Origin of the sequence: Maritimibacter alexandrii, assembly GCF_005871115.1 — a bacterium.
Classification (GTDB): domain Bacteria; phylum Pseudomonadota; class Alphaproteobacteria; order Rhodobacterales; family Rhodobacteraceae; genus Maritimibacter; species Maritimibacter alkaliphilus.
This window is the reverse complement of the sequence record NZ_SWKQ01000013.1, coordinates 641,494-663,841: the sequence shown is the minus strand read 5'-3', so window position 1 is coordinate 663,841 and position 22,348 is coordinate 641,494. Positions and strand designations below refer to the sequence as shown.

Genomic DNA, 22,348 nt, shown 5'->3' with positions numbered 1-22,348 from the left:
CCATGATCTTGCGCCCCACCACCTCTCCTGAAGACTGGAAAGCCTTTCTCGCCCAACCCGACCTTCACTGGAAGCCGGGGCGGAGCGCAATGGAGACGGCGTTCGCGTGGGAGGGTGCGAAGGGGCTACCACTGGAAATCGCGGCGATGCTTCCGGGGGCGAAACTTTTGCTGGCGATCCCGGAATACAAGGTGGCTCTGCCGGGCGGTGGGGCCGACAGTCAGAACGACGTCTTCGCGCTGGTTCGGGACGAAAACGGCCTGATCCCGGTGATGGTCGAGGCCAAACGCGACGAAAGCTTCGGGCCGACGCTGGGCGAGTGGCTGGTCGATGCGAGCACGGGGAAGAAGGCGCGGTTGGCCGCTATCTGCGATCTGTTGGGGCTGGACCCGGCGGCGCTCGACCCCGGCCTGCGCTATCAGCTCTTCCACCGGACCGCATCGGCGCTGGTGACAGCCGCACGCTTCCACGCGGATCGTGCCGCGATGGTCGTCCAAAGCTTCTCGCCCGAACGTCGCTGGTACGAAGACTTCGCGGCTTTTGCGGCGCTCTTCGGCGATGCACCTGCACCCAGCGCCGCCCTGAACAGGGTCTTGCCGAATGGTAAAACGCTTCTGCTAGGATGGGCCAGCTGCCCATTGCTCACAGAAGGAATTGCCCCATGAAACGCCTTGTCTTTGCCGCCCTCGCCGCCGCCCTCCCGCTTTCCGCCAATGCCGCTTGTGTCGCGCCCGGTGACCTTTCTCGAGGCATCGCGTTTACCCGCGAGATCAAGGGGCAGGGGTCCGCGCAACCGAACGGGCAGTATGTGCAGGTGAACTATGGCCGGGGTGATGCGGTGGTCGCTCGCTATGGCATCTTTCCGGTGCAGGGCCATTTCTCGGATGCGCCCGAGAACGTGATCGGGGCGTGGTTCGAGCAGACCTCGAAATACAGCTTCGGGGGCAATCCGCCCAAGCCGCAGTCGGGGCGGGTCTGGACCTCGACTCTCAACGTCAAGGCGACCGGGAGCGATCAGTCGGGCGCGTTCAAGGAGAACTACCGCTACAACGTGCGCTACGTGTTCGAAGAAATGCGGCAGGCCACGCTGTCGGGCTGCACCTACGCGGTCATGGGCGTGACGGCGCGGTTTCAGGGCGAAGGGCGCGACTGGACCGACCGTTACGCCTATTTCCCTGAACTGGGGTATGGCCTGCTGACGCAATACACAGACAACCAGACTGGACGCACCGCCCGCTACGGCATCACCAAGATGGTGACGAAATGAGGGGCGTGGCGATCCTTGCCGCCGGTGTCGCGGTGCTCGCGGGGCCGGGTGCGGCGGCGTGCCTGACGGCCGCGAACCTCGACCGGGGGATCGTCGTGACCCGTCAGGCCACCGGGCCGACCACCGTGACGCGCACGGGGCAGGGGACGCGCTATCAATTCACGCGCCGTTTCGACCCGGACACGACGGACGGGTTCGCGGTGGATCGCTACACCGACATCCTGCGCGACGGGCCGTTTCCGATCCGGGAAAGCGGGTCGACCACGGCGGTCGCCCTGACGGGTCAGGCGCCGCTCGACTTCAACACGACGTGGTCGTCGGACTGGCGGATGAGCGGTGCGCGGCCCCGGCTCGACCCGCTCACCCGAGCGACGCGGACCGTGACGGAGGTGTCGTCCTCGTCCAATGGTCTGGACGATCAGCGGGGGCGCACGCGCTGGCAGGTCACTTACACCTTCCTCGAAGAAAAGAGCGCGCGGGTGAGTGGTTGCGACTACCGCGTGATGGGCATCACCGCCGAGCACCGGGATGGGCCCACGGCCTTCCTCGACCGCTATGTCTATTTCATCGATCTCGACATGGCGGTTCAGACCCAGTGGACGGAACTGGCCTCGGGCGTGCAGCGCACCTACGGGATCACGGGGGTGCGGGCGCGATGAGGCTGTTCCTTGCATTGACCCTGCTCGCCGGCCCCGCGCTGGCCTATTGCCCGCGCCCTTCGGACATGGCCGGGAACGGCGTCCGGTTTTCGGCCTCGACCGGGGATGTCGAGACCTTCGTTCGCTATGCCGACGGCTCGGTCGAATCCACGGTCGAAAGCGAGACAAAGCCGACGGTGCGCGCCGTGCTGGCCAAGGGCATGTACCTGACCCGGATCTTTGATCTGGTCGACGGAAAGGCCGAGAACGAGACGCGATATACTTATCCGACCGCGCTCGACAACCTGCCGGAACCGTTTCCCGATGGCGCCCTGACCCTGACGGTCGAAGGGTTCGACGGCACCGACCGGTTCAAGTCGACCGAGACTTATACCTTCGGGCCAGCATCCGTCCTGACCATCGGCACCTGCGCCTTCGCGATGATCCCGGTCGCGTTGTCTTACGGGCAGGAGCGCGAGATCTATCACTACCTGCCAGAATACGGCCTGTCCTACCTTGCCGAGAGCATCGCACCGGACGGGGCCAAGACCGATTACCGTTACGACACCGTTATGGGGTTGAGATGAACCTGCCTGCCGCCCGAGCCGTGAAACACCTCCACCATCCCGACACGCGGGTGGTGCTGACCTATGACGAGCGGTTCCTGCGGCGCAGGGTTCTGACCACCGAGACGGGCGAGCGGTTCCTCGTCGATCTGGCCCAGACCACGAGCGTCGGGGTGCATGACGCCTTCGTGCTGGAGGACGGGCGCAGCGTGGGCGTCGTTCCGGCGGAGGAAGACCTTTATGAGGTGACGGGCGACGACATGGTGCGGCTCGCCTGGCACATAGGCAATCGCCATACGCCTGCACAATTGGCATCTGCCGCAATTTTCATCCAACGCGACCACGTCATGCGGGACATGCTGACGCGGCTGGGGGCTTCGGTGCGCGAAGTGGTTGCACCCTTCACCCCCGAAGGCGGAGCCTATGGTCACGGTCGCACCCACGGGCACGACCATTCGCATACCCACGGCCCCGAAGGCCACGACCACGACCACGGAGATCACGGCCATGCGCACTGACGCGGTTCTCACGCTGACCCAATGGCTTTCGCCCGCCTTTCCGGTGGGGGCTTTTACCTATTCGCATGGGTTGGAGGCCGCGTTCGAGGCGGGGTGGATCAAGACCTCCGCCGATCTGGAAACGTGGCTCACCGACCTGCTGACGCTCGGCTCGGCCCATGCCGACGCGCATTTCGTGGCCGCCGCCTATCACGCCCGGGTGCCGCTGGCCGAGGTGGACCGGGCGGCGCGGGCCTTCGCGCCGTGCCGCGAACGGCTGCTCGAGGCCGAGGCGCAGGGGCGGGCGTTCTGCGACGTCGTGGGCCATGTGTGGGACGCCGACCTCGCCGGCCTGACCTATCCGGTGGCGCTGGGTCGTGCGGTGGCGATCGAGGGGCTGCCGCTGGAGCTGTCGCTCACGCTTTACCTTCAGGCTTTCGTCTCGAACCTCGTCTCGGCGGCGCAGCGGCTTGGCCCGATCGGCCAGACCGAGGCGCAGCGCGTGATCCGCACGCTGTCACCGATCTGCGAGGAGACCGCGCGGGAAGCGGCGGACGGGGAGTTGACGCATATCGCCTCGTCCTCGTTCCTGTCCGATATCGCGGCGATGAAACACGAAACCCAACGCTCGAGGATTTTCCGCACATGAATGGACCCCTGAGAGTAGGCATCGGTGGCCCCGTGGGGGCCGGCAAGACCACCCTGACCGCCGAACTGGCCAAGGCGCTGAAAGACCGCTGTTCGATGGCGGTCATCACCAACGACATCTACACGCAGGAGGACGCCGAGGCGCTGATGCGGATGCAGATCCTGCCCGCCGACCGCGTCGTCGGGGTCGAGACCGGCGGCTGCCCGCATACGGCGATCCGGGAGGATGCATCGATCAACCTCGCCGCCGTGGCCGACCTGACCGCGCGCCACCCCGATCTGGACCTGATCCTGATCGAAAGCGGTGGCGACAACCTGTCGGCCACCTTCAGCCCGGAACTGGCCGACATCACGCTTTACGTCATCGACGTGGCGGCGGGGGAGGAGATCCCGCGCAAAGGCGGCCCCGCGATCACGCGCAGCGACCTTCTGGTCATCAACAAGCGCGATCTGGCCCCCTATGTCGGGGCCGATCTGGGGGTCATGAAGCGTGACGCGACCCGGATGCGGGCCGGGAAACCCTTCGTTTTTTCTGCATTGCGGCACGGTGAGGGCTTATCCGACATCGTGGAACACATTGTAAATATTGGGGGATTGAGCCTCGACCCGGCCGGCTCTGCAAATGCTGCATAGCGGCATTGCCGCATTGTCGGTGTTCGTGGCAGCCTGTGTGACCTAATTAGATCGGCAAGGGGGGAAACCCTGAGCAACACAATCTGATCTGAGGTTCCCAAGATGGCCTATACCGCAACCAACTCCGACTTCGCCGCTTCGCACCCGGTTTTCGCCCGTGTCCTGAACGGTCTGAAATCCTTCGGTGCCGCCTATGTCGAAGCCCGCTCGCGCCAAGCCGAAATCGCCGCGTTCGAGTCGCTGTCGGACGCCGAGCTCGCCGAACGCGGCCTGACTCGAGACGGCATCGTCCGCCACGTTTTCGCGGACACCTACTACCTCTGATCGATCATCAGAGCGTGACGAAATCGCCGGGCCGGGTGCCCGGCTTTTTTGTGTCTGGAGACTTGCGGATCGGTGGAGCGGGCGACGGGAATCGAACCCGTATCATCAGCTTGGAAGGCTGAGGTCTTACCATTACACAACGCCCGCTCGGTGACTGCGTACCTATGGCATCGTATTTCCGGGGTCAAGATCGAGACGGTGCTGGCCTGAGGGCTTTCCACTGATGATTCCGGGAAACATGCCGACGTAGCGCCGCGGCCTATCTCTACGTCAAGAATATTGGCCGGCATTCCGCTCAGTTCGTCTGAAGCGGTGGGCGATGAGGGCGCCCCACGCATGCCACGAAAGACTGCTCGACGCACTCGGGAAGAAGCAGTCAGGCATCATTGTCCCGACCCAACCGAAAAGCCCCGCGCCGCGCCCGGCATGGATGGGAAAAGGGCGGCACCTGAATGCCGCCCTCGATCTTGTCAGTCCTGAAGCGCGCCTTCTTCGTCGCGGCGCATCTTGGCTTTCACGCGTCGCCCGACGATGACGGGCAGGATGAAGCCGACGATGGCGATGGACCACAGGATGATCGTCAGCGGGCTGTCGATCAGGGTCCACCAGTTGCCGTTGTCGATGGTGATCGCGCGGCGCAGGTTGTTCTCCATCGCGTTGCCCAGAAGCGTGCCAAGGATGATCGGCACCAGCGGCACGTCGAACTTGCGAAGCACCCAGCCCATGACGCCGAAGCCGATCATCACCAGCAGGTCGAAGGACGAGCCCGAGATGCCGTAGATCCCGACAAAGCTGACCATCGCGACGATCGGCATCAGGATACGGGGCGGGATCAGCAGGACGCGGGTGAACAGACCCACCATCGGGATATTCAGCGCCAGCAGCATGAAGTTCGCGATGAACAGCGCCGCGATCAGGCCCCAGACCACATCCGGGTTCTGCGTGAACAGCAGCGGGCCGGGCGTGATGTTCAGTGACAGGAGCACGGCCAGCAGAACCGCCGTGGTGCCGGACCCCGGCACACCCAGCGCCAGCATCGGCACCAGTGCGCCCCCGGCGGCGGCGTTGTTGCCCGCCTCGGGCGCGGCCACGCCACGGGGGTCGCCCGTGCCGAAGGTGCCTTCCTTGTCCACCAGCCGCTTTTCGAACGAATAGCTGATGAACGAGCCGAGCGAGGCCCCCGCACCGGGCAGAACGCCCGCGATGAAGCCCAGCACCGAGGTGCGCAGCATGGTCGGCGTCGTCTGTTTAATCATCGAAACCGGCGGATAGAGCCGACCGATGGTCAGCTTTTTGGCGTCCGCTTCGGAGTTGCCGTGGCGCTCTTCGAGGAAAATGAACACTTCGGACAGGGCGAACAGGCCGACGATGGCGACGAGGAAGTCGAGGCCGTCGTAAAGGTGCACTTCGCCGAAGGTGAACCGGGGCACGCCGGTCTGCGTGTCGACGCCGATCGTGGCGAGACCCAGACCCAGCGCGGCGGCGAAGGCCGATTTCGCCTGATTGGTCGAGGACACGCCGCCCAGCGTCATGAACGCGAGCGCGAAGAGCGCGAAATACTCGGCAGGGCCGAACAGAAGCGCGATCTTGACGAGCTGCGGGGCCAGCAGGATGAGCCCCCAGGTGGCAAGAAACGCACCGACGAAGGACGCGATGCCGGAGAGCGACAGCGCCTCGCCCGCGAGCCCTTTTTTCGCCATCGGATGCCCGTCGAGACAGGTCATCATGGCGGGTTCATCGCCGGGAATGTTGAGCAGGATCGACGATATTCGCCCGCCATACATCGCGCCGTAGTAGACCGAGGTGAGCAGGATCAGCGACGGCGTCGCGCCAAGACCCATGGTAAAGGCGAGCGGGATCAGGATGGCGACGCCGTTCGACGGGCCAAGGCCGGGCAGCGCGCCCATGATGGTGCCGAGGAAACAGCCCAGCAGCGCGAGCCACAGGTTGTTCCACGTCAAAGCGATGGCGAAACCATCGGCGAGGTTTGCGAAAGTTTCCACGTGAGCCTCCTCAGAAGCCGAGCGGGCCGCGCGCGAGCGACAGGCCGAAGATGAGGTGGAAGATCACGTAAATCCCCACGGAAGAACCGACTCCGGTCAGGACGGCACCGACAATGCCGGACCCCAACCGCCAGCTCAGGTAGGCGGCTGCGACGGCGGTGGCGATGACGAAGCCCACGACCGGCAGAAGCTCGGCATACAGCACCATCATCACGACGGCGGCGAGCAGTTCGGCGAGGCGGCCGAGGCCGGGCCAATGCGGGGCGGCGTCGGGTTTGATCGCGATGACGATGCTGGACAGGCCCAGCACGACGGCGACGATGAGGGGGAAGCCACTCGGCCCGACGGCGTCCGAGAGGAAGCTTTCCTCGATGTTCAAGGCGGCGACGGCGAAGCCGATGGCCAACAGCAGGCCGACGGCACCGAATATGCGATCGCTCATGGCGCTCTCCTTGCGGCAGAGATTGCGGAAAGGGCGGCGACATGGCCGCCGCCCCGGTGTGCGTGAGTGGTGGTCGGGTTACTTGATGATCCCGATTTCCTTCGAGATGTCCTGAATCTGCTGGACCGAATTCGCGACGAATTCCTGGAACTCGGCACCCTGCAGGCTGAGCGGGGCGAGGCCGTTGGCCGCCATGATCTCTTTCCACTCGTCCGAGGCATAGAGATCGGCGATTTTCGACACCCAAGTGTCATAGGCTTCGTCGGACATGCCGCCCGGCGCGTAGAACCCGCGCCAGTTCGCGCCGATCGCGTCGATGCCTTGCTCCTTCGCGGTCGGGAAGTCGGCGAATTCGCCCTCCAGACGCTCGGGCGAGAGAACCGCGATGACCTTGATGTCACCGGAATCGACGAACCCCTTGGCTTCCGAAATGTCGCCGGTGAAGGCCTGAACGGAGCCGGCCAGAAGCTGCGTGACAGCCTCGCCGCCCCCGTCGAAGGCGATGTATTTCACCGACCGCACGTCTTCGATGCCATAGGCATTGGCCGCGATCAGCACCTTGAGGTGGTCCCAGCCACCCACGGCCGAACCGCCCGCGACCGACACCGAGGTCGGGTCGTTCTTCACCATGTCCAGAAGCTCGGGCAGCGTGTTCACGTCGCTGTCGGCCGCCACGGCGATCACGCCGTAATCCGCGCCGATCGAAGCGAGCCAGCGGACCTGATCCATCGTGTTGCCGGGGAATGCCCCCTGCGCCAGACGGGTCGCGGTCGCGCTCGATGCCGCGACGATCAGGTCGTTGTCATCGCTGCGCTTGTTCACGACTTCGGCAAAGGCGACGCCGCCGCCGCCGCCGGCGAGGTTGACGACCTGCATGGTCTTTTCGATCAGGCCCTGATCCTGAAGCGACTTGCCCACCTGACGACAGGTGAAGTCCCAGCCACCGCCGGGGTTGGCGGGTGCGATGCACTCCGGGTTCTCGGGGGTGAAGTCCTGCGCGACGGCGCCGAAGGTGGATGCGCCCAGCATGAGGGCGGCGAGGGTGAGTTTGATGGTCATGAGTGTCCTCCAATTTCGGCGCCCGCACTCCCAAGCGGCACGCCGGTCTCCTCCCCGGCCGGGACACGGCTTTGCAGCACCGCTCCCGTCGGGTTAACTGGGCAGTAACGGTTGAACCTGTCACAAACCTGTCATGCGCCGGACGCATGGCACGAAAGGACCCCCGAGATGCGCGTTCTGATGGTCGAAGACGCGACCGATCTGGCCGAAACCGTGTCGGCCCGGTTCGCGCGCGTGGGAATCGCCTGCGATCTGGCGGCCACCGTGACCGAGGCCGAGGATCATCTGGCGGTCCAGCGGTATGACGCGCTGGTGCTGGACATCAACCTGCCGGACGGCAGCGGGACCGACCTTTTGCGCCGTCTGCGCACCGGCGGGGATCGGACGCCGGTCCTGATGCTGACCGCGCTGGTGTCGGTGGACAACCGGGTCGATGCGCTCGACCTCGGGGCCGACGACTATCTTGTGAAACCCTTTGATCAGCGCGAGCTGGAGGCGCGGCTACGGGCGCTGGTGCGGCGCGAGGCGGCGCAGAAAAGCGACACCATCCAGCTTGGGGCCCTCAGCTATTCGCCGTCACAGATGAGCGCGACTCTCGACGGCGAGAAAGTGACCCTGACCCGGCGCGAGGCGGCGTTGCTGGAACTGCTCGTCCGTTTCCCCGAGCAATACCTGTCGAAGGAACGGCTTTACGATGGGCTTTTCGCCTTCGACGATGCGGATGTCGGGCTGAATGCCATCGAGCTTTATATCGCGAGGTTGCGCAAGCGCCTTGCGGGCAGCAGTGTGGGGATCGAGACGCAACGCGGTGTCGGCTACAGGATCGTCGACCGTGGCTGACGGTTCGGCCCCCAGCCTTCTGGCCCGGCTTCTGACCGGGGTGGTTCTGATCCTCGGCATCGGCGCCGTGATCGTGGCCCTGTCGGCATGGTTCAACGGGCGATCCGCGTCGTGGGAGGCTTATGATCGTCTGCTTCTGGGTGCCGCGAACGACATCGCGGAGTCCATTCGGATCGCGGACGGGGCGCCGACGCTGAACCTGCCCACCTCGGCCTTCGAACTTCTGGCGCAGGCCCCGGACGATCGCGTGACCTATGCCGTGCGCGGACCGGACGACGGGCTGATTACGGGGCTGAGTGACACGCCGTACCCGACGCGCGAGCGGCTGCGCGAGGCGATCTTCTTCGACGGGTCGATGCAGGGCGAGGACGCGCGCTTCGTCGATGTCGTCCGCCGCTTCGCCGAGCGCGACTTTTCGGGCAACGTCCGGGTCACCGTGGGACAGACCATGATCGCGCGGCGGGCGCTTGCCATCGACCTGATGCTGAATGCTCTCGTTCCCATTGCCATCGCGGGGGCCGCGCTGATCCTGATCTCGGTCATCGTGGTGCGCGGCGCGGTCCGGCCGCTCGACCGGATCGCCGAGGATATGGCGGGGCGCGACCCGTATGACCTGACGCCGGTCTCGGTCGAGGACGTTCCGCGCGAGATCGCCGTCATCGTCACCGCCATGAACCGCTTCATGGGGCGTCTGGATCGGCAGTTCACGGCGATGCAGTCGCTGATTTCGGACACGGCCCACCAGCTTCGCACGCCCGTAGCCGCGATCCGCGCACAGGCCGAGACGGCAATCGAAGAAAGCGATCCGGGGGAACGCGACAAACGCCTCGAACGCCTCGCGCGGCGCACGCGGTCCTTGGGCATGCTTCTCGATCAGATGCTGTCGCGCGCTCTGGTCGTCCATCGCACCGACTCGGTCGCGCGCGAAAAGATCGACCTGCGCCAGATCGCGCTGGAAATCGTCGAGACCCGCGACCACGAGGTGCTGGCGCCTGACGTCGAGGTGGAACTGGTGATCGGGGAAGACCCGGTCATGGTTCTGGGCGACGAGTTTTCGCTGGTTCAGGCCGGAAAGAACCTGCTGACCAACGCGCTCAAACATGGCGCGCCGCCCGTGCGGATCGGTGTGAGCGAGGATAGGGGGCGCGCGGTTCTGTGGATCGAGGATGCGGGGCCGGGCATGTCGCCCGGTCTGCTCGCCCGCACTGGCGAACGGTTTCAACGCTCCGCCGCCTCGCGCGAGGACAGCGGCGGGCTTGGCCTGTCCATCGTGACCGCCGTGACCGACGCTTTCGACGGCGAGATCGTCGTGTCGCAGGCGAACGGGCGGTTTCGGATCGGCTTCGCCCTTCCTATGGTCAAAGGGGGTGCTTCGTGACGCGCCTGATACAAGCTCTGCTGGCGGTCGCGGTTTCGGCCACGGCGGCATTCGCACAGGAAGACGTGGCGACGTTCGGCACCGGGGCGACGCCGTTCGTCATCCGGTCGACGACCGACATCGCCATACTGGAACCCGCCCTGACCGCCTTCGCAGCCGACCACCCGGACCTTGCGATCACTTATGAACAATGGGGCTCGAACCCCCTGCACGCCGATGCGTCGTCCGCCTGCGACGGCGAGACGACCCCGGCGGACGCGGTGTTTTCGTCCGCCGTTCACCTAATGGTCTCGCTGGTCAACCGCGCCTGCGCCCGGCCCTTCGTGTCCGACCGCACGCGGGCCCTCCCCGCGACGCGCCGTTGGCGCGACGAGGTTTGGGGCGTGACGCAGGAACCTGCGGTCATGATCTACAACACCGACCGGATTGCGCCTGAGGATGTTCCGCAATCGCGTTTCGATCTGCTCGATCTCATGCGCGACGATCCCGTGACCTTCCGGGCGCGCATCGCGACCTACGACATCGAGGCATCCGGGCTGGGATACCTGTTCGCCTATATCGACAGTCTCGAAGCGACCACTTTCGGGTCGCTGCTGGAAGGTCTGGCACGGTCCGATGCGATCGCGACCTGCTGTTCGGCCGAGATCATCGAGGGCGTTTCGACCGGCGAATACCTGTTCGCCTACAACGTCCTCGGCTCATACGTGCGCAACGCGGCCCCCGCGAACGTGGGTGTGATCCTGCCAGAGGACTACACCCTCTTTCTGTCCCGTGCCTACATGATCCCCGCCAAGGCGCGGAACCCCGTGGCGGCCGAACAATTCCTCGACTTCCTTCTGTCCGAGCGGGGGCAGGCCATGCTCGCCTCGGTCGGCCTGCTGTATGCGACCGACCCCGACGAGTTGCGCACGGTGCAAAGCGCGCGCCGGTCCATCCCGCTCGCGCCGCCGCTCCTCGTGGCCCTGGACGGCAGCACCGAGCGGCAATTCCTCGAACGCTGGACCGACGCGTTTTCCGCCGCACCCGTGCCCTGACACATGACGCCGGGCGGGCGATGGCGACAAACGGGTTCAAAACCGCGCCGTGATTGCGATAGCGTTCCCGCAACAAGGAGAGCACGATGTCGCTGACCGCATTCACGGCGCCCGGACGGTTCTGGCGCGGAAACCTGCACACCCATTCCAACTTGTCCGACGGGGCGCTCGACCCCGGCGAGGTGTGCCGACGCTATCAGGCCGAGGGCTATGATTTCATCGCGCTCACCGATCATTTCGTCGGCATGTTCGACTACCCCATCGCGGATACGCTGCCGTATCGCAACAACGCCTTCACCACGCTTCTGGGGGCCGAGCTGCATTCCGGCGCGATGGAGAATGGGGATCTGTGGCACATCCTCGCCGTCGGGTTACCCGCCGATTTCGCGCCCTCAAACTCGCCCGGGTTCCTTGCCGTCGACGCGCAGGAGACCGGGCCCGAGGTCGCACGTCGTGCGCGCGATGCCGGGGCTTTCATCGCCATCGCGCATCCGCACTGGTCGGGGCTGACGCTGGCGGACGCCCGGTCGATCGACGCGGCCCATGCGGTCGAGATCTATAACCACGGGTGCGAAGCCGGGGCGGCGCGCGGCGGCGGCGGACATGTGCTCGACCTCCTGCTGTCGGAGGGGCGCGACCTTACGATCATCGCGACGGACGACGCCCATTTCACCGAACCGGACCATTTCGGAGGCTGGGTCATGGTGAAGGCCGAAGCGAACGATCCCGATCTGCTGTTGGCGGCGCTGAAGCGGGGGGAGTTCTACGCCTCCCAAGGGCCGGAAATCCGGGGCATCGACGTGACGAAAAGCGCGGTGACCGTGGAAACCACCGCCGCGGTGTCGATCATCGTGCAGGGTCGGGGGCAGGGCACGGCAGCGGTCCACGGCACGTCCATGACGCGGACCGAAGTGCCGCTCATGCGGTTCTACGACAGCGATTGGTTGCGCGTGACCGTGGTGGATGCGGCGGGAAAGCAGGCGTGGAGCAATCCTTTCCCGCGCCCCTGAGCCTAGGTGTTCCGGTGCGTGGTCGCGCCCAGATGCGCGGGGCCGACGAGGGCCGCGTATTTGCGCAGGGTCGGCGTTTCGGGTTCCAGCCCCTCGGGCACCGGGGGGCGGGTGCGCCGGGCAAGCTCGTCGATCGAAAGTTTCACGTTCAACTCCCGCTTGCCTGCGTCGATCTGGATGATATCGCCCGTGCGGATCAGGCCGATGGGGCCACCCGCCGCCGCTTCGGGCCCCACGTGACCGATACACAGACCCCGCGTCGCGCCTGAGAAGCGGCCGTCGGTGATGAGCGCGACCTTCTCGCCCATGCCCTGACCGTAGAGGAGCGCGGTGACGCCCAGCATCTCGCGCATCCCCGGCCCGCCCTTGGGGCCTTCGTTGCGGATCACGATGACGTCGCCCGCCTCGTATTCACGTTTGCGCACGGCAGCCACGGCATCCTCCTCGCACTCGAACACCCGTGCGGGGCCTTCGTGGACTGTGTGCTTGAGACCCGCGACCTTGAGCACAGCGCCTTCGGGGGCGAGCGAGCCCTTGAGCACCACCACGCCCGAGGTCGGCGTGACCGGATTGCCCATGGCCCGGATCACCTTGCCGTCCGCTTCGGGGCCGGTGTCGGCCAGTTCACCCAGCGTCCGGCCCTCGACACTCGGCGTATCCGTGTGCAGCACGCCCGCCCCCTTCAACACGCGCAGGAGCGCCGGGGTGCTGCCCACGTGGTGCATGTCGCGCGCCCAGTAGGCGCCGCCGGGTTTCAGGTCGGCGACCAGCGGCACGTCCTCAAGCACCTTCGCGATGTCGTCCAGCGTGAAGCTGATCCCGACCTCGTTCGCGATGGCGGGCAGGTGGAGCAGGGCATTGGTCGATCCGCCCGTCGCGCCGACCGCGACCACGGCGTTTTCCAGCGACTCGCGCGTGATGAGGTCCGAGGGCAGCGGGCTGTTCTCGTCCACGGCGCGGCGCAACAGGCCCGCCGCGCGTTTCACCAGCACTTGCCGTTCGGAATAGACGGCGGGAAGGTAGGCGACACCGAGGGGGGCCAAGCCCAGAACCTCGGCCACGAGCGCCATGGTGTTGGCCGTGAATTGCCCGGCGCAGGAGCCGACGGTGGGCACGCCCACCCGCTCCATCGCGTCGAGCTCTTCTTCGCTCGATGTCCCCTCGTAGACGCGCCCCACGCCTTCGTAGACGTCGACCACCCCGATGTCCTGCCCGTTCCACGGCGTCGGCAGCGCGGCCCCGCCATACAGGAAGACCGAAGGGCGGTTGATGCGCGCGATGGCCATCAACATGCCCGGTAGCGTCTTGTCGCAGGAGGCGAAGGTCATCAGCCCGTCATAGGCATGGCCGCGCACCACCGCGTCGATGCTGTCCGCGATGATCTCACGCGAGACGAGCGAAAAGCGCATCCCGCGATGGTTCATCGACATGCTGTCGGCCACGGTGATCGTGCCGAATTCGAAGGGTGTCATCCCTTCGCGGGTGATGCCCAGCTTGGCCGACTGGATCTGCGGCGGGAGCGACATGGTGCAGGGCGTCACCTCGCTCGCGGTATGCGCGATGCCGACGAACGGGCTGGCCAGTGCCGTGTCGTCGTGCCCCATCGCGCGCAGGAAGGCGCGGTGGGGCGCACGGTCGAGCCCCTCCACGATGGTGCGTGAGATGAGCGTGTCGCGTTTGGTCATGTCGGTCCTCCCTGTCCTCGCCGGCACTGTGACCGAAGACCGGGGCGGCGGAAAGGGACGTGGCGGGGTTTTCAGCCGATGGCGGAACCCCCGCCTTGGTGCCGCGCGGGATTGGCCCTAGGGTCGGGGCGACCTTTGGACGTTCGTTTCATGCGCTGGCTACATGCCCTGATCTTCGCTGCCCTGATCGCCACACCCGCCGCTGGGCAGGATCGTGACGCTGTGGAAGGGCAGTTTCAGGACTGGCTGGACATGACCGTCTGGCCGCGCGCACAGGCCAACGGCGTGTCGCGGGACACGTTCGATGCGGCTTTCGACGGTGTAACGCTGAACTGGGATCTTCCCGACCTCGTGCCCCCGGGAACGGTGCGCGAGACGCCGCAGAACCAGCGGCAGGCGGAGTTCGGGGCGCCCGCGAAATACTTCAACCGGAACGGGCTGGACGGTGCCACCTCGGTCGGAAAGGTCATGGCCCGCCGTCACGCGGCCACCCTAGACGCGGTCGAACAAAAGACAGGCGTGCCGGGGCGGATCGTTCTTGGCGTCTGGGGGCGCGAGAGCGGTTATGGCCGGGTCGCGATCCGGTATGACGCCTTCGAAGTGCTGGGCACCAAAGGCTTCATGTCCACGCGCGCGGATTACTTCACCGACGAGTTGATCGCCGCTCTGGAAATCGCCGAGGCGGGGCATCTCGACCCGCGTGAGATGCGCAGCAGCTGGGCGGGCGCATTGGGGCAGCCGCAGTTCATGCCGTCCAACTTCGCGCGCTACGGCACCGATGGTAACGGCGACGGCAAGGCGGATATCTGGGGCTCCGAAGCCGATACCATCGCCTCCATCGCCGCCTATCTGGCCGACCACGGCTGGGTCGCGGGCCGCGACTGGGGGTTCGAGGTCAGGGTGCCCGCCTCCATCAGTTGCACTTTGGAGGGGCCGGATCAGGGGCGCACCATCGCGGATTGGGCCGATATGGGGATCACCCGCGTCTCGGGCCGTCCGTTTCCCGAACACGAGGCGAAAGGCCAGGGCTATCTGATGATGCCCGCCGGCCGGTTCGGTCCGGCCTTCGTCGTCACACCGAATTTCTATGTGCTCAAGGATTACAACACGAGCGACCTGTACGCCCTGTTCGTGGGGCATGTGGGCGACCGTATCCAGTATGGCATCGGGGATTTTCGCGGCGATTGGGGCGATGTCGGCGGAATGTATCGCTCGGACATCGCCGACATTCAGCGCGCGCTGGAAGGGCAGGGGCACGACGTCGGCGGGGTCGACGGGTTGCCGGGCTACAAGACGCGCCGCTCCATCGGGCGCTGGCAGGAGGCCAACGGGCGCGAGGCCACATGCTTTCCCAGCAAGGCGCTCAAATCCGCGATGGTGCCGTAACTCAGCCGCGCAGGAAGCGGATCAGGTTGAAGGCAAGGTCGCCGATATCGCCCAGCCGGGCCGCGACATGCTCGCGCGCAAGCCCTTCCGGCCCGGCGCGGTCCGCAAGGCGGCGGAAAAGGCGCTCCAGCCTGCGGCGGTGCGTGCCGGTCGCGACCTGAACCGGATCGGCGACGAGGCCCGCAAAGGTCGTGACGAAGGCGCTGGCGACAGAGAGCGCCAGAAAGACCGCGACCACCATCCAGATCGGCAGCGCCGCCGGGAACAGGCCATACCAAAGCCGCCCGATGCCAGGGCCAAGCGGGAACCGGTCGATGGCGATGGACTGGGCCCCCAGATCGGCGAAGGGGCCAGCGAGCGATACGAGGCCGGGGGTCGCGGTGTGAAACAGCAGAAAGCCGGATAGGATGACGACGATCAGTGTGACGATCTCGGCCACGGCGCTGCGGGTCGAGACATAGGCGTCGATCGCCGCACGCGTCTCGTCCACCGGCGCACCGGGACCGATGCCGTGACCGTCCAGCTCGTGAATGAACGCCGCCACCCGCGCGGCCACTTCGGTCGCCACACGGGTGCGAAGCAGGATGCGGCGCGTGGCGAGCCAGTCTGCGGCCCGATGCCGTTTCATCACTCGCGCGAGCAGAGCGGCAAGGCGCGTCAGCAGAAACACGGGCGCGAGGATCACGTTCAGCGGCGCGCGGATCAGATCGCCGCCAAGGGCCGCGCGATGCAGCCGCAGGGTGCCGCGAAGCCCGAAGGTTTCCAGCACGAACGCCCGGATCTCGCCGCGCGGCAGGGTTTGAGGTGTCTCTGACGTGTCCACACCGATCAAGTGGGGTGGGGCGCCGGGAAAAGCAATCGTGCCTCAGGTGACGGGCGCGCCGTTCATGTCGGCGTGCAGCTTGTGCACCACAGCGAGCATCCCGTTCAGCCCGGTCTTGGCATAGATGTTGCGCAGATGCGTGCGAACGGTGGGCATGGAGCAATGCAGGCGTTCGGTGATCTCGGCGGGTTTTAGACCGTCGGCCAGAGATTTGCAGATCCGCGCCTCGGCCCGTGTCAGGTCATAGGGATTTTCCGGCGACAGGAGCGGATAGACCGATGTGGGTTCGAGGTGCTCTTCCTGCCCGATGAGCCGCGAAACGAGGCCCTTCTTGCGCGTGGACCAGAGAAAGGCGAGTTCCGAGCCGAGGAGTTCGGTCACCGCCGGGTCCGGGCAGGCGATGAACAGGATGTCGGCATATGCGTCGTTCTTGCCGAGCAGGACCGTGAATTTCTCGAAATAGTCGCCCGAATAGGTTTTGAGGCTTCCCACCTCCCCCTCGGCCGCGATCCAGACGAGGTCGTTCAGCTTCCGGGTGTCGACGCCCCCGACATCCACGATCATATCCGCCTGGTCGCTGCCCTTGCGAAGCCGGACGAGCGCCAGACGGTCGGCCCGCGTCGCGACGGCGATCGCTTCGGCCATCGAGCGGAAGTCGGCCTGACCGGACAGTGTGAGCGTGGCCACGTGGCCGACTCGCACGAAACAGCCGAGGTCCGATGTGGGTGACGCTGCTGCGATGCGGCGGTGGTTCAGCGGTATGACCATGATGAGCCCCTTCGTTTCTGGTCGCGACACCGCCATCCAACGAAAAACCGCGTCCAAAAGTGGGGAATTATTAAGGTATTCAACATCCCGGATTCAGGTTTCGCAATTTGCAAAAGACCACGATCCGGGCCGCCTTTCTGAACAAAAGGTTAGATTCCGAGGCGAAATGTGGCGGTGCGGCGGCAGCACTGTGTCGATCCTGTGAAAAGGTAAGGTTGCCCTGACCCTTTCGGCGCTAGGCGCTCAACCCTTGGTTGCAGTTCTCATCCCTTTGAATGATGCCCGGATTTCCGTTTTCCGACACGTTCATAGGCATTGAGGCGGGCCGCGTCGGTTTCGTCCAACCCCCAAGGAGCTAGTATGTTCAATGTTATCAAGGCTGCGCTGGGCCGTTTCCAGCGCGACGAATGCGGCGCCACCCTCGTCGAATACGGGATCGCCCTCTCCCTCGCCATCACCATCGGCGCTGGCGCGTTCCTCACCCTCTCGGGCGACGTGTCGGAATCGATGGGCGCCGCGTCCAGCGCCCTCCCGGACGCACCGGCCCCGAGCTGAGCCGATTACCTCGCCACGCGTCGCGCAGTTTCAGGTCTGCGCGGCGCGTGACCCGCACTTCGCCCGGGACAGAAGGCGAAGGCCAGTCTTACGAGTGAAAACGAGCAGATCATGCGAAAAGCACCCCTCATCCTCGCCGCGAGCGGCATCGCACTTGCCGTCGGTTGTGCCGCCGTCGCACAGCGCGTGCTGGGCGGGTCCGAACAGGCCGCCCCGACGGTGGCCGTGCCGGAAACGGTGGTGCTGATCGCCGCCGCGCGAGACATCCGGTTCGGTGAGCCGATCCGCCGCGACGACCTCGTCCCCCAGACATGGCCTGCCGATCTGGTGCCAACGGGCGCCTTCGACAGCGCCACGGTCCTGCTCGGCGCCGAAGGCACGGCCCCGCGCCGCGCCACCCAGACAATCCACGAGGGCGATGTCGTTCTCGCCGCCAATGTTTCCGAATTCGGCGCCTCGGTGACGATCGGATCGACCCTTTCGCCCGGAACCCGCGCCGTCGCGATCCGGGTGAACGCGGACACGGCCGTCGGCGGCTTCGTCTCCCCCGGCGACCATGTCGATATCGTCCTGACGCAGGGGCGGGGCGACACCCTTCGCACGGGCGTCATCCTTCAGGATACCCGCGTTCTGGCCGTCGATCAGGACACCGAGGCGCGGGGCGCCCGCAAGGCCCGCACGATCACCGTCGAGGTCGCGCCGCGCGACAGTCAGCGCCTTGTCCTGGCGCAGGAAGCCGGGCAACTGAGCCTGATCCTGCGCAATGACGATGCCATCGGTGACACCGGCGAGATGGATCAGATCACCCTGCGCGACGTCTGGGGCGATCCCGAACCCGCGCCGGAACCCGAGGTGGTCGTTCAGGCCCCCGCGCTCGACCCGACGACGGTGCGTGTGCGCCGTGGCGTGGCGTCGGAAGAGATCGTTCTGGAGCAATGATGCGGTCCCGCCTGGCTTCCCATTGGCGCGACGAGGGCGGCGCCGTGCTTGTCGTGTTCGCGCTGATGCTCGCCATCTTTTCGGGCATCGTCGCCCTGAGCTACGATTTCGGTCGCGTCGCAGCCACGCAGTCCGAGATGCAGAGCTTCGCCGACAACGTGGCGCTGGCGGCGGCGGGCGAGCTTGATGGGGGTGCCGACGCGCTGACCCGCGCGCAGGCCGCCGCCGAACAACTGATCGCGGACAGCCAGACCTATGGCGAAGGGCCGGGCGCCTTGGGCGCGGAGGATTTCGTCCTGACCTTCTACGCGGTGCGGCCGGACGCGTCGGGCGAGATCGATGCCACGACCACCCCGGAGGCGGCGAAATACGTGTCGGTCCGGGTCTCGGATCGCGCCGTGACGCCGATCTTCGGCGCGGTCTATGCCGCCCTGTCGGGCAACGGTGCCGGACGCGACCGCGCGGGCGCCCATGCCGTCGCGGGTTTCACGCGCTATGCCTGCAATGTCACGCCCCTGATGATCTGCGCGCCGGGTGCCGGCTTCGACATCGGGGCCAGTGTGGGCCGGTCGCTCGACCTGCACCTTGCCGCCGATGTGGGTCAACTCGCCCCCGGCGCGCTCGCCCCGCTCGATCCGGTCGCGGACCTTATCGGAATGGACAGCCTGTGCGCGGGTCTTGACGGTGTCGGCCTCGACATCTGCATGATCGCGGCGGAAGGCGACAAGCCGGTCTGCCTTGCCGATGACGGGGTCACTGTGCGCGACAGCCTGTTGTCGGTCAGTCTCGACGCCTCGCTCAACATCCCCTTCGACATATTCGACGGCCCGGCCACGGACCTCGTGAACGACGCGCTTTATCCTGCCGCCTCGAACGTGCTCTCGGCGTTCGAGCCGCTTCTGGGTCAATGCCTGACGGGCACGAACGTCTCGCTCTCGGGGGCGGCGGGACTGCCGCTCGACGATTGTCAGGCGGGCGGAACCTGCGGACTTCTGGGCGATGGCGACTGGAGCGCGGGGCGCGACGCCTATGTCGACGTGAACTATGGCGGCACCGACCCTTACCCGACCGCGACGACGCGCTTCGGATACTTTCAGGCCGAGCTTGCCGCCGAACTGGCGGGCGAAACCCCGGACGGGCCGAGTGGTGGGTCGTCCGGGGGTTTGGGCGGTCTGCTCGGCGGCGTCGGCGGCATCGTGGACGACGTTCTCGATCTGGTCGTCGGGCCGCAATGCACCTCGGCGGTGTCCGAAGACCCGGCCCGCCGCGTACTGGTGGCGGCGGTGGTGGATTGCGGCGCGAACGGTGTCTCGGCCGGGTCCACGGGCGTCCCAGTGCTTGGCTTCGCCGAGGTCTTTCTGATGACTCCGGTCGGCCTTGACGGCACAGACGGTGTCGCGGTCGAGATCGTGGGGCAGGTCGGGCCGGACCCCTCGCAGAACGTCACCGATGCGGTGCTGCGCGACGTGGTGAGGCTCTACGATTGATGCGCGCGTTTCGTCATATCCGCCGGTTCGCACGCCGCGACGAGGGCGCGGTGCTGGCCGAGTTCGGCCTCGTCCTGCCGCTCATGCTGATCCTCTTCGGCGTGACGATCGAGGCCGCGCGCACCTTCTGGGCCTATCAGGCGACCATCGCGGGCGTGCGCGACGCGACACGCTATGTCGCGCGGGTCGAGACGCCCACGATCTGTGACGAGGTCGGCGCCGATCTGGACGACTGGCAGGCGACCGTCACCGACATCGTGCGCAACGCCTCGGACGGAACGCTGATCTTTCCGGCGTCGATCACCGTGTCCTCGGTGACCGCCGCGCTGACCTGTGCGACCGGCGACTACCGCACCGGCACAGTGCCGGTGGCGACCGTGACCGCCGTGCTGAACATCACCTTTCCCTTCGCGCGCGTGTTCGAACTGGCGGGCATGACCCTGCCCACCGCATCGACGCAGGTGAGCGATCAGGGCCGGATTTTCGGAACATGACCCTGCGCGGCCATATCATCCGCTTCCGGCGGGACGAGGGCGGTGCGGCGCTTGTCGAAATGGGGATCATCATGCCCCTTTTCCTGCTGCTCGCCTTCGGCCTGATCGACTTCGGTCGTCTGGGCTTCGCCTATGTCATGGCGCAGAAGGCGACCGAGCAGGCGGTGCGCGCCGCGGTGGTTCGGACGCCCGCCTGCGATGGCGTGCCGGCGGCGACCACGCGCAGCATCGGCTGGAGCCTGACCCCCTACGGAACCGCCTGTTCGGCGGGCGATGGGCTGTGCGCCGACCCCGGTTCGGTGTCCTGCACGGCTGCGCAGTCGGGCGCGACGGGGGCCGAAATCTACGCCCGCATCACGGCGCTTCTGCCGACCAACGCGACGCCCGCCAACCTGCGTTTCGGCTACGACTACGACGGGAACCTCGGCTTCGTCGGCGGGCCTTACACGCCCCGCGTCACGGTCGAGATCGTCGACCTCGACTTTGAATTCGTGACGCCCATCGGGGCGCTTGCCACGCTTCTGGGCGCGAATGCCGACGGCAAGGTCGGGGCGGCCATCGCCTTTCCGGGGATGAGCGCCTCGTTGCCCGCCGAAATCCTCATGGATGGAGAGAACACATGACCGAGTTGGCCATCTCGCCCCGCTTCACCGACGCCGATCTGCCGGTCGCGGCGCCAAAGGCTGCGCGCACCCGGACCCTGATGCTGTCCGGCACGCCCGGCATGGCCGAAATGGTCGCGCGGGGGCTGGCGCAGGATGCCAACCTTGACGTCCGCCACAAACCCTTCGGCCTTGCGGACTACATCTCGCGTGAGGATGCCGATCTTGCGGGTATCGAATTGCTGGTCTTCGAGATCCGCCCCGGAAACGACACCGACATCGCGATCATTCGCGAACTCAAGCGCCACTTCGGGGACGATCTGCAAATCCTCGGCGTGACCGGCGAGGCGTTGACGCTGGCGACGGCGCGCACGCTGATGGAGGCGGGGGTGGCCGAGGTCATTCCGCTGTCCAACACCCAGCCGCAAGCGGACCATGCGGCGAGCCTCGGTGCGCTGACCACGCAGGCCGAAACCACCGGGGGCGAGACGCGCGACGCAATGGTGCTTGCCGTCTGCGGTGCGGCGGGCGGTGTCGGCACGACGACCTTCGCGCTGAACCTCGCCACGCTGCTGGCACGCCCCGACAAGACATCGAAAGGCGAGGCCGCGCGGGTCGCGGTGGTGGACCTCGACTTCCAAAACGGCGTTCTGGGCGCCTCCATCGACCTGACCGATGGCGGGGCCTATCTGGAGATGCTTCAGGGGCAAGCGAGCCCGAACCAATCCTTTCTGAAGCGGGCGCTGGAGAGCTATGCATCCGGCGGCTTCGACGTGATGGCCGCGCCCGTGATGCTTGCCCCGCTCGATGCGATGACGCCGGACATGGTCGCCCGGCTGATCGACGAACTTCGCCTGGCCTACGACTACGTCGTGCTCGACCTGCCGCGTGTCGTCGTCGACTGGATCGACGCCGTGCTGGCCCGGGCAGACCGCTTTTTCATCCTCGGCGATACCTCGGTCCACACGGTGCGCCAGATCCGACGGATGATCGACCTCTACACCGACGATCACGCCGCACTGCCGGTGCAGGTCGTTGTGTCGAAGGAGAAGAAGCCGGGTGCCGCCCATGTGAAGGAGGCGGAGCATTTCCTCGGCCAGACCCTCGCCACATGGCTCCCCCGCGACGACAAGACCGCCGCACGGGCGCGCGCGCACGGGCAGCCGATGGCACTGTCCGGCCCGAAGGCACCCGTAAGCCGCGCCATGGGTCCGGTCGTCGAGCAGATCAGAACAGACTTCAAGAATTCGAACCGGCGGAGGGCCTGAGC

Annotated in this window: 25 protein-coding genes and 1 tRNA gene; 19 read left to right on the top strand and 7 right to left on the bottom strand. The window is 66.3% G+C overall.

The window, feature by feature from the left end:
- Window positions 1–2 precede the first annotated feature (2 nt).
- The 8 genes from FCT00_RS15880 (at window position 3) to FCT00_RS15845 (ending at window position 4,573) form a co-directional block, all read left to right on the top strand.
- Window positions 3–665 (top strand): DUF6946 family protein, encoded by a 663-nt coding sequence (locus FCT00_RS15880; protein ID WP_171043018.1) that lies wholly within the window; start codon window positions 3–5, stop codon window positions 663–665.
- The gene (locus tag FCT00_RS15875) at window positions 662–1,267 is read left to right on the top strand and encodes a hypothetical protein (protein WP_138423788.1); all 606 of its coding nucleotides are present in this window, start codon (window positions 662–664) and stop codon (window positions 1,265–1,267) included. The genes FCT00_RS15880 and FCT00_RS15875 overlap by 4 nt, the downstream gene beginning before the upstream one ends.
- 5 nt (window positions 1,268–1,272) lie before the next feature.
- Window positions 1,273–1,926: a hypothetical protein gene (locus tag FCT00_RS15870; RefSeq protein ID WP_212748022.1), complete on the top strand. Its 654-nt coding sequence runs from the start codon at window positions 1,273–1,275 to the stop codon at window positions 1,924–1,926.
- Window positions 1,923–2,492, top strand: coding sequence for a hypothetical protein (locus FCT00_RS15865; protein WP_138423786.1), 570 nt, complete (start codon window positions 1,923–1,925; stop codon window positions 2,490–2,492). The genes FCT00_RS15870 and FCT00_RS15865 overlap by 4 nt, the downstream gene beginning before the upstream one ends.
- A complete protein-coding gene (locus FCT00_RS15860; protein ID WP_138423785.1) occupies window positions 2,489–2,989 on the top strand; it encodes an urease accessory protein UreE in 501 nt (166 codons plus the stop codon). The genes FCT00_RS15865 and FCT00_RS15860 overlap by 4 nt, the downstream gene beginning before the upstream one ends.
- On the top strand, window positions 2,979–3,617 hold the full coding sequence (locus FCT00_RS15855) for an urease accessory protein UreF (RefSeq protein ID WP_008331079.1): 639 nt from the start codon (window positions 2,979–2,981) through the stop codon (window positions 3,615–3,617). Before FCT00_RS15860 ends, FCT00_RS15855 begins: the two co-directional genes overlap by 11 nt.
- Entirely contained in the window at window positions 3,614–4,249 is a 636-nt protein-coding gene (gene ureG, locus FCT00_RS15850) for an urease accessory protein UreG (RefSeq protein ID WP_138423784.1), read from the top strand. Before FCT00_RS15855 ends, ureG begins: the two co-directional genes overlap by 4 nt.
- A gap of 102 nt (window positions 4,250–4,351) precedes the next feature.
- Window positions 4,352–4,573: a hypothetical protein gene (locus FCT00_RS15845; protein ID WP_008331077.1), complete on the top strand. Its 222-nt coding sequence runs from the start codon at window positions 4,352–4,354 to the stop codon at window positions 4,571–4,573.
- Between the two features lie 73 nt (window positions 4,574–4,646).
- On the opposite strand, the gene FCT00_RS15840 is transcribed toward FCT00_RS15845, so the two are convergent.
- The 4 genes from FCT00_RS15840 to FCT00_RS15825 form a co-directional block, all read right to left on the bottom strand.
- Window positions 4,647–4,720: transfer RNA gene (locus FCT00_RS15840), tRNA-Gly, on the bottom strand.
- A gap of 323 nt (window positions 4,721–5,043) precedes the next feature.
- Entirely contained in the window at window positions 5,044–6,576 is a 1,533-nt protein-coding gene (locus tag FCT00_RS15835; RefSeq protein ID WP_138423783.1) for a tripartite tricarboxylate transporter permease, read from the bottom strand.
- A gap of 10 nt (window positions 6,577–6,586) precedes the next feature.
- Window positions 6,587–7,018: a tripartite tricarboxylate transporter TctB family protein gene (locus tag FCT00_RS15830; RefSeq protein WP_138423782.1), complete on the bottom strand. Its 432-nt coding sequence runs from the start codon at window positions 7,016–7,018 to the stop codon at window positions 6,587–6,589.
- A gap of 78 nt (window positions 7,019–7,096) precedes the next feature.
- The gene (locus tag FCT00_RS15825) at window positions 7,097–8,077 is read right to left on the bottom strand and encodes a Bug family tripartite tricarboxylate transporter substrate binding protein (protein ID WP_008331068.1); all 981 of its coding nucleotides are present in this window, start codon (window positions 8,075–8,077) and stop codon (window positions 7,097–7,099) included.
- A gap of 168 nt (window positions 8,078–8,245) precedes the next feature.
- On the opposite strand from FCT00_RS15825, the gene FCT00_RS15820 reads away from it, so the two are divergent.
- The 4 genes from FCT00_RS15820 (at window position 8,246) to FCT00_RS15805 (ending at window position 12,339) form a co-directional block, all read left to right on the top strand.
- Window positions 8,246–8,917 (top strand): response regulator transcription factor, encoded by a 672-nt coding sequence (locus FCT00_RS15820; RefSeq protein WP_138423781.1) that lies wholly within the window; start codon window positions 8,246–8,248, stop codon window positions 8,915–8,917.
- Entirely contained in the window at window positions 8,910–10,295 is a 1,386-nt protein-coding gene (locus FCT00_RS15815; RefSeq protein WP_138423780.1) for a sensor histidine kinase, read from the top strand. Before FCT00_RS15820 ends, FCT00_RS15815 begins: the two co-directional genes overlap by 8 nt.
- Complete coding sequence (locus FCT00_RS15810) at window positions 10,292–11,329, top strand: ABC transporter substrate-binding protein (RefSeq protein WP_138423779.1); 1,038 nt, start codon at window positions 10,292–10,294, stop codon at window positions 11,327–11,329. Before FCT00_RS15815 ends, FCT00_RS15810 begins: the two co-directional genes overlap by 4 nt.
- An 86-nt stretch (window positions 11,330–11,415) precedes the next feature.
- Entirely contained in the window at window positions 11,416–12,339 is a 924-nt protein-coding gene (locus tag FCT00_RS15805; protein WP_138423778.1) for a PHP domain-containing protein, read from the top strand.
- Between the two features lie 2 nt (window positions 12,340–12,341).
- Here FCT00_RS15805 and FCT00_RS15800 read toward each other — a convergent pair whose 3' ends face one another.
- On the bottom strand, window positions 12,342–14,024 hold the full coding sequence (locus FCT00_RS15800) for a dihydroxy-acid dehydratase (protein ID WP_138423777.1): 1,683 nt from the start codon (window positions 14,022–14,024) through the stop codon (window positions 12,342–12,344).
- Window positions 14,025–14,174: 150 nt separating this feature from the next.
- On the opposite strand from FCT00_RS15800, the gene FCT00_RS15795 reads away from it, so the two are divergent.
- Window positions 14,175–15,410, top strand: coding sequence for a lytic murein transglycosylase (locus FCT00_RS15795; protein WP_138423776.1), 1,236 nt, complete (start codon window positions 14,175–14,177; stop codon window positions 15,408–15,410).
- Window position 15,411: 1 nt separating this feature from the next.
- On the opposite strand, the gene FCT00_RS15790 is transcribed toward FCT00_RS15795, so the two are convergent.
- Together FCT00_RS15790 and FCT00_RS15785 are read right to left on the bottom strand one after the other, a co-directional pair.
- Entirely contained in the window at window positions 15,412–16,233 is an 822-nt protein-coding gene (locus tag FCT00_RS15790) for a DUF6635 family protein (protein ID WP_235889115.1), read from the bottom strand.
- A 42-nt stretch (window positions 16,234–16,275) separates the two neighbouring features.
- Window positions 16,276–17,001 carry a helix-turn-helix transcriptional regulator gene (locus tag FCT00_RS15785; protein WP_171043017.1) on the bottom strand — a complete coding sequence of 242 codons (726 nt, stop codon included), beginning with the start codon at window positions 16,999–17,001 and terminating at the stop codon, window positions 16,276–16,278.
- Between the two features lie 360 nt (window positions 17,002–17,361).
- Here FCT00_RS15785 and FCT00_RS15780 point away from each other — a divergent pair, with 360 nt between their 5' ends.
- The 6 genes from FCT00_RS15780 to FCT00_RS15755 all read left to right on the top strand — a co-directional run bounded on the left by FCT00_RS15780 (window position 17,362) and on the right by FCT00_RS15755 (window position 22,346).
- Window positions 17,362–17,556 (top strand): Flp family type IVb pilin, encoded by a 195-nt coding sequence (locus tag FCT00_RS15780; protein WP_008331049.1) that lies wholly within the window; start codon window positions 17,362–17,364, stop codon window positions 17,554–17,556.
- 111 nt (window positions 17,557–17,667) lie between these two features.
- Complete coding sequence (gene cpaB / locus FCT00_RS15775; RefSeq protein ID WP_138423773.1) at window positions 17,668–18,495, top strand: Flp pilus assembly protein CpaB; 828 nt, start codon at window positions 17,668–17,670, stop codon at window positions 18,493–18,495.
- Entirely contained in the window at window positions 18,495–19,982 is a 1,488-nt protein-coding gene (locus FCT00_RS15770; protein WP_171043016.1) for a TadE/TadG family type IV pilus assembly protein, read from the top strand. The genes cpaB and FCT00_RS15770 overlap by 1 nt, the downstream gene beginning before the upstream one ends.
- A complete protein-coding gene (locus FCT00_RS15765; RefSeq protein ID WP_138423771.1) occupies window positions 19,982–20,476 on the top strand; it encodes a TadE/TadG family type IV pilus assembly protein in 495 nt (164 codons plus the stop codon). The genes FCT00_RS15770 and FCT00_RS15765 overlap by 1 nt, the downstream gene beginning before the upstream one ends.
- On the top strand, window positions 20,473–21,099 hold the full coding sequence (locus tag FCT00_RS15760) for a TadE/TadG family type IV pilus assembly protein (protein WP_138423770.1): 627 nt from the start codon (window positions 20,473–20,475) through the stop codon (window positions 21,097–21,099). Before FCT00_RS15765 ends, FCT00_RS15760 begins: the two co-directional genes overlap by 4 nt.
- Complete coding sequence (locus FCT00_RS15755; protein ID WP_138423769.1) at window positions 21,096–22,346, top strand: AAA family ATPase; 1,251 nt, start codon at window positions 21,096–21,098, stop codon at window positions 22,344–22,346. The genes FCT00_RS15760 and FCT00_RS15755 overlap by 4 nt, the downstream gene beginning before the upstream one ends.
- The last annotated feature ends 2 nt before the right edge of the window (window positions 22,347–22,348 follow it).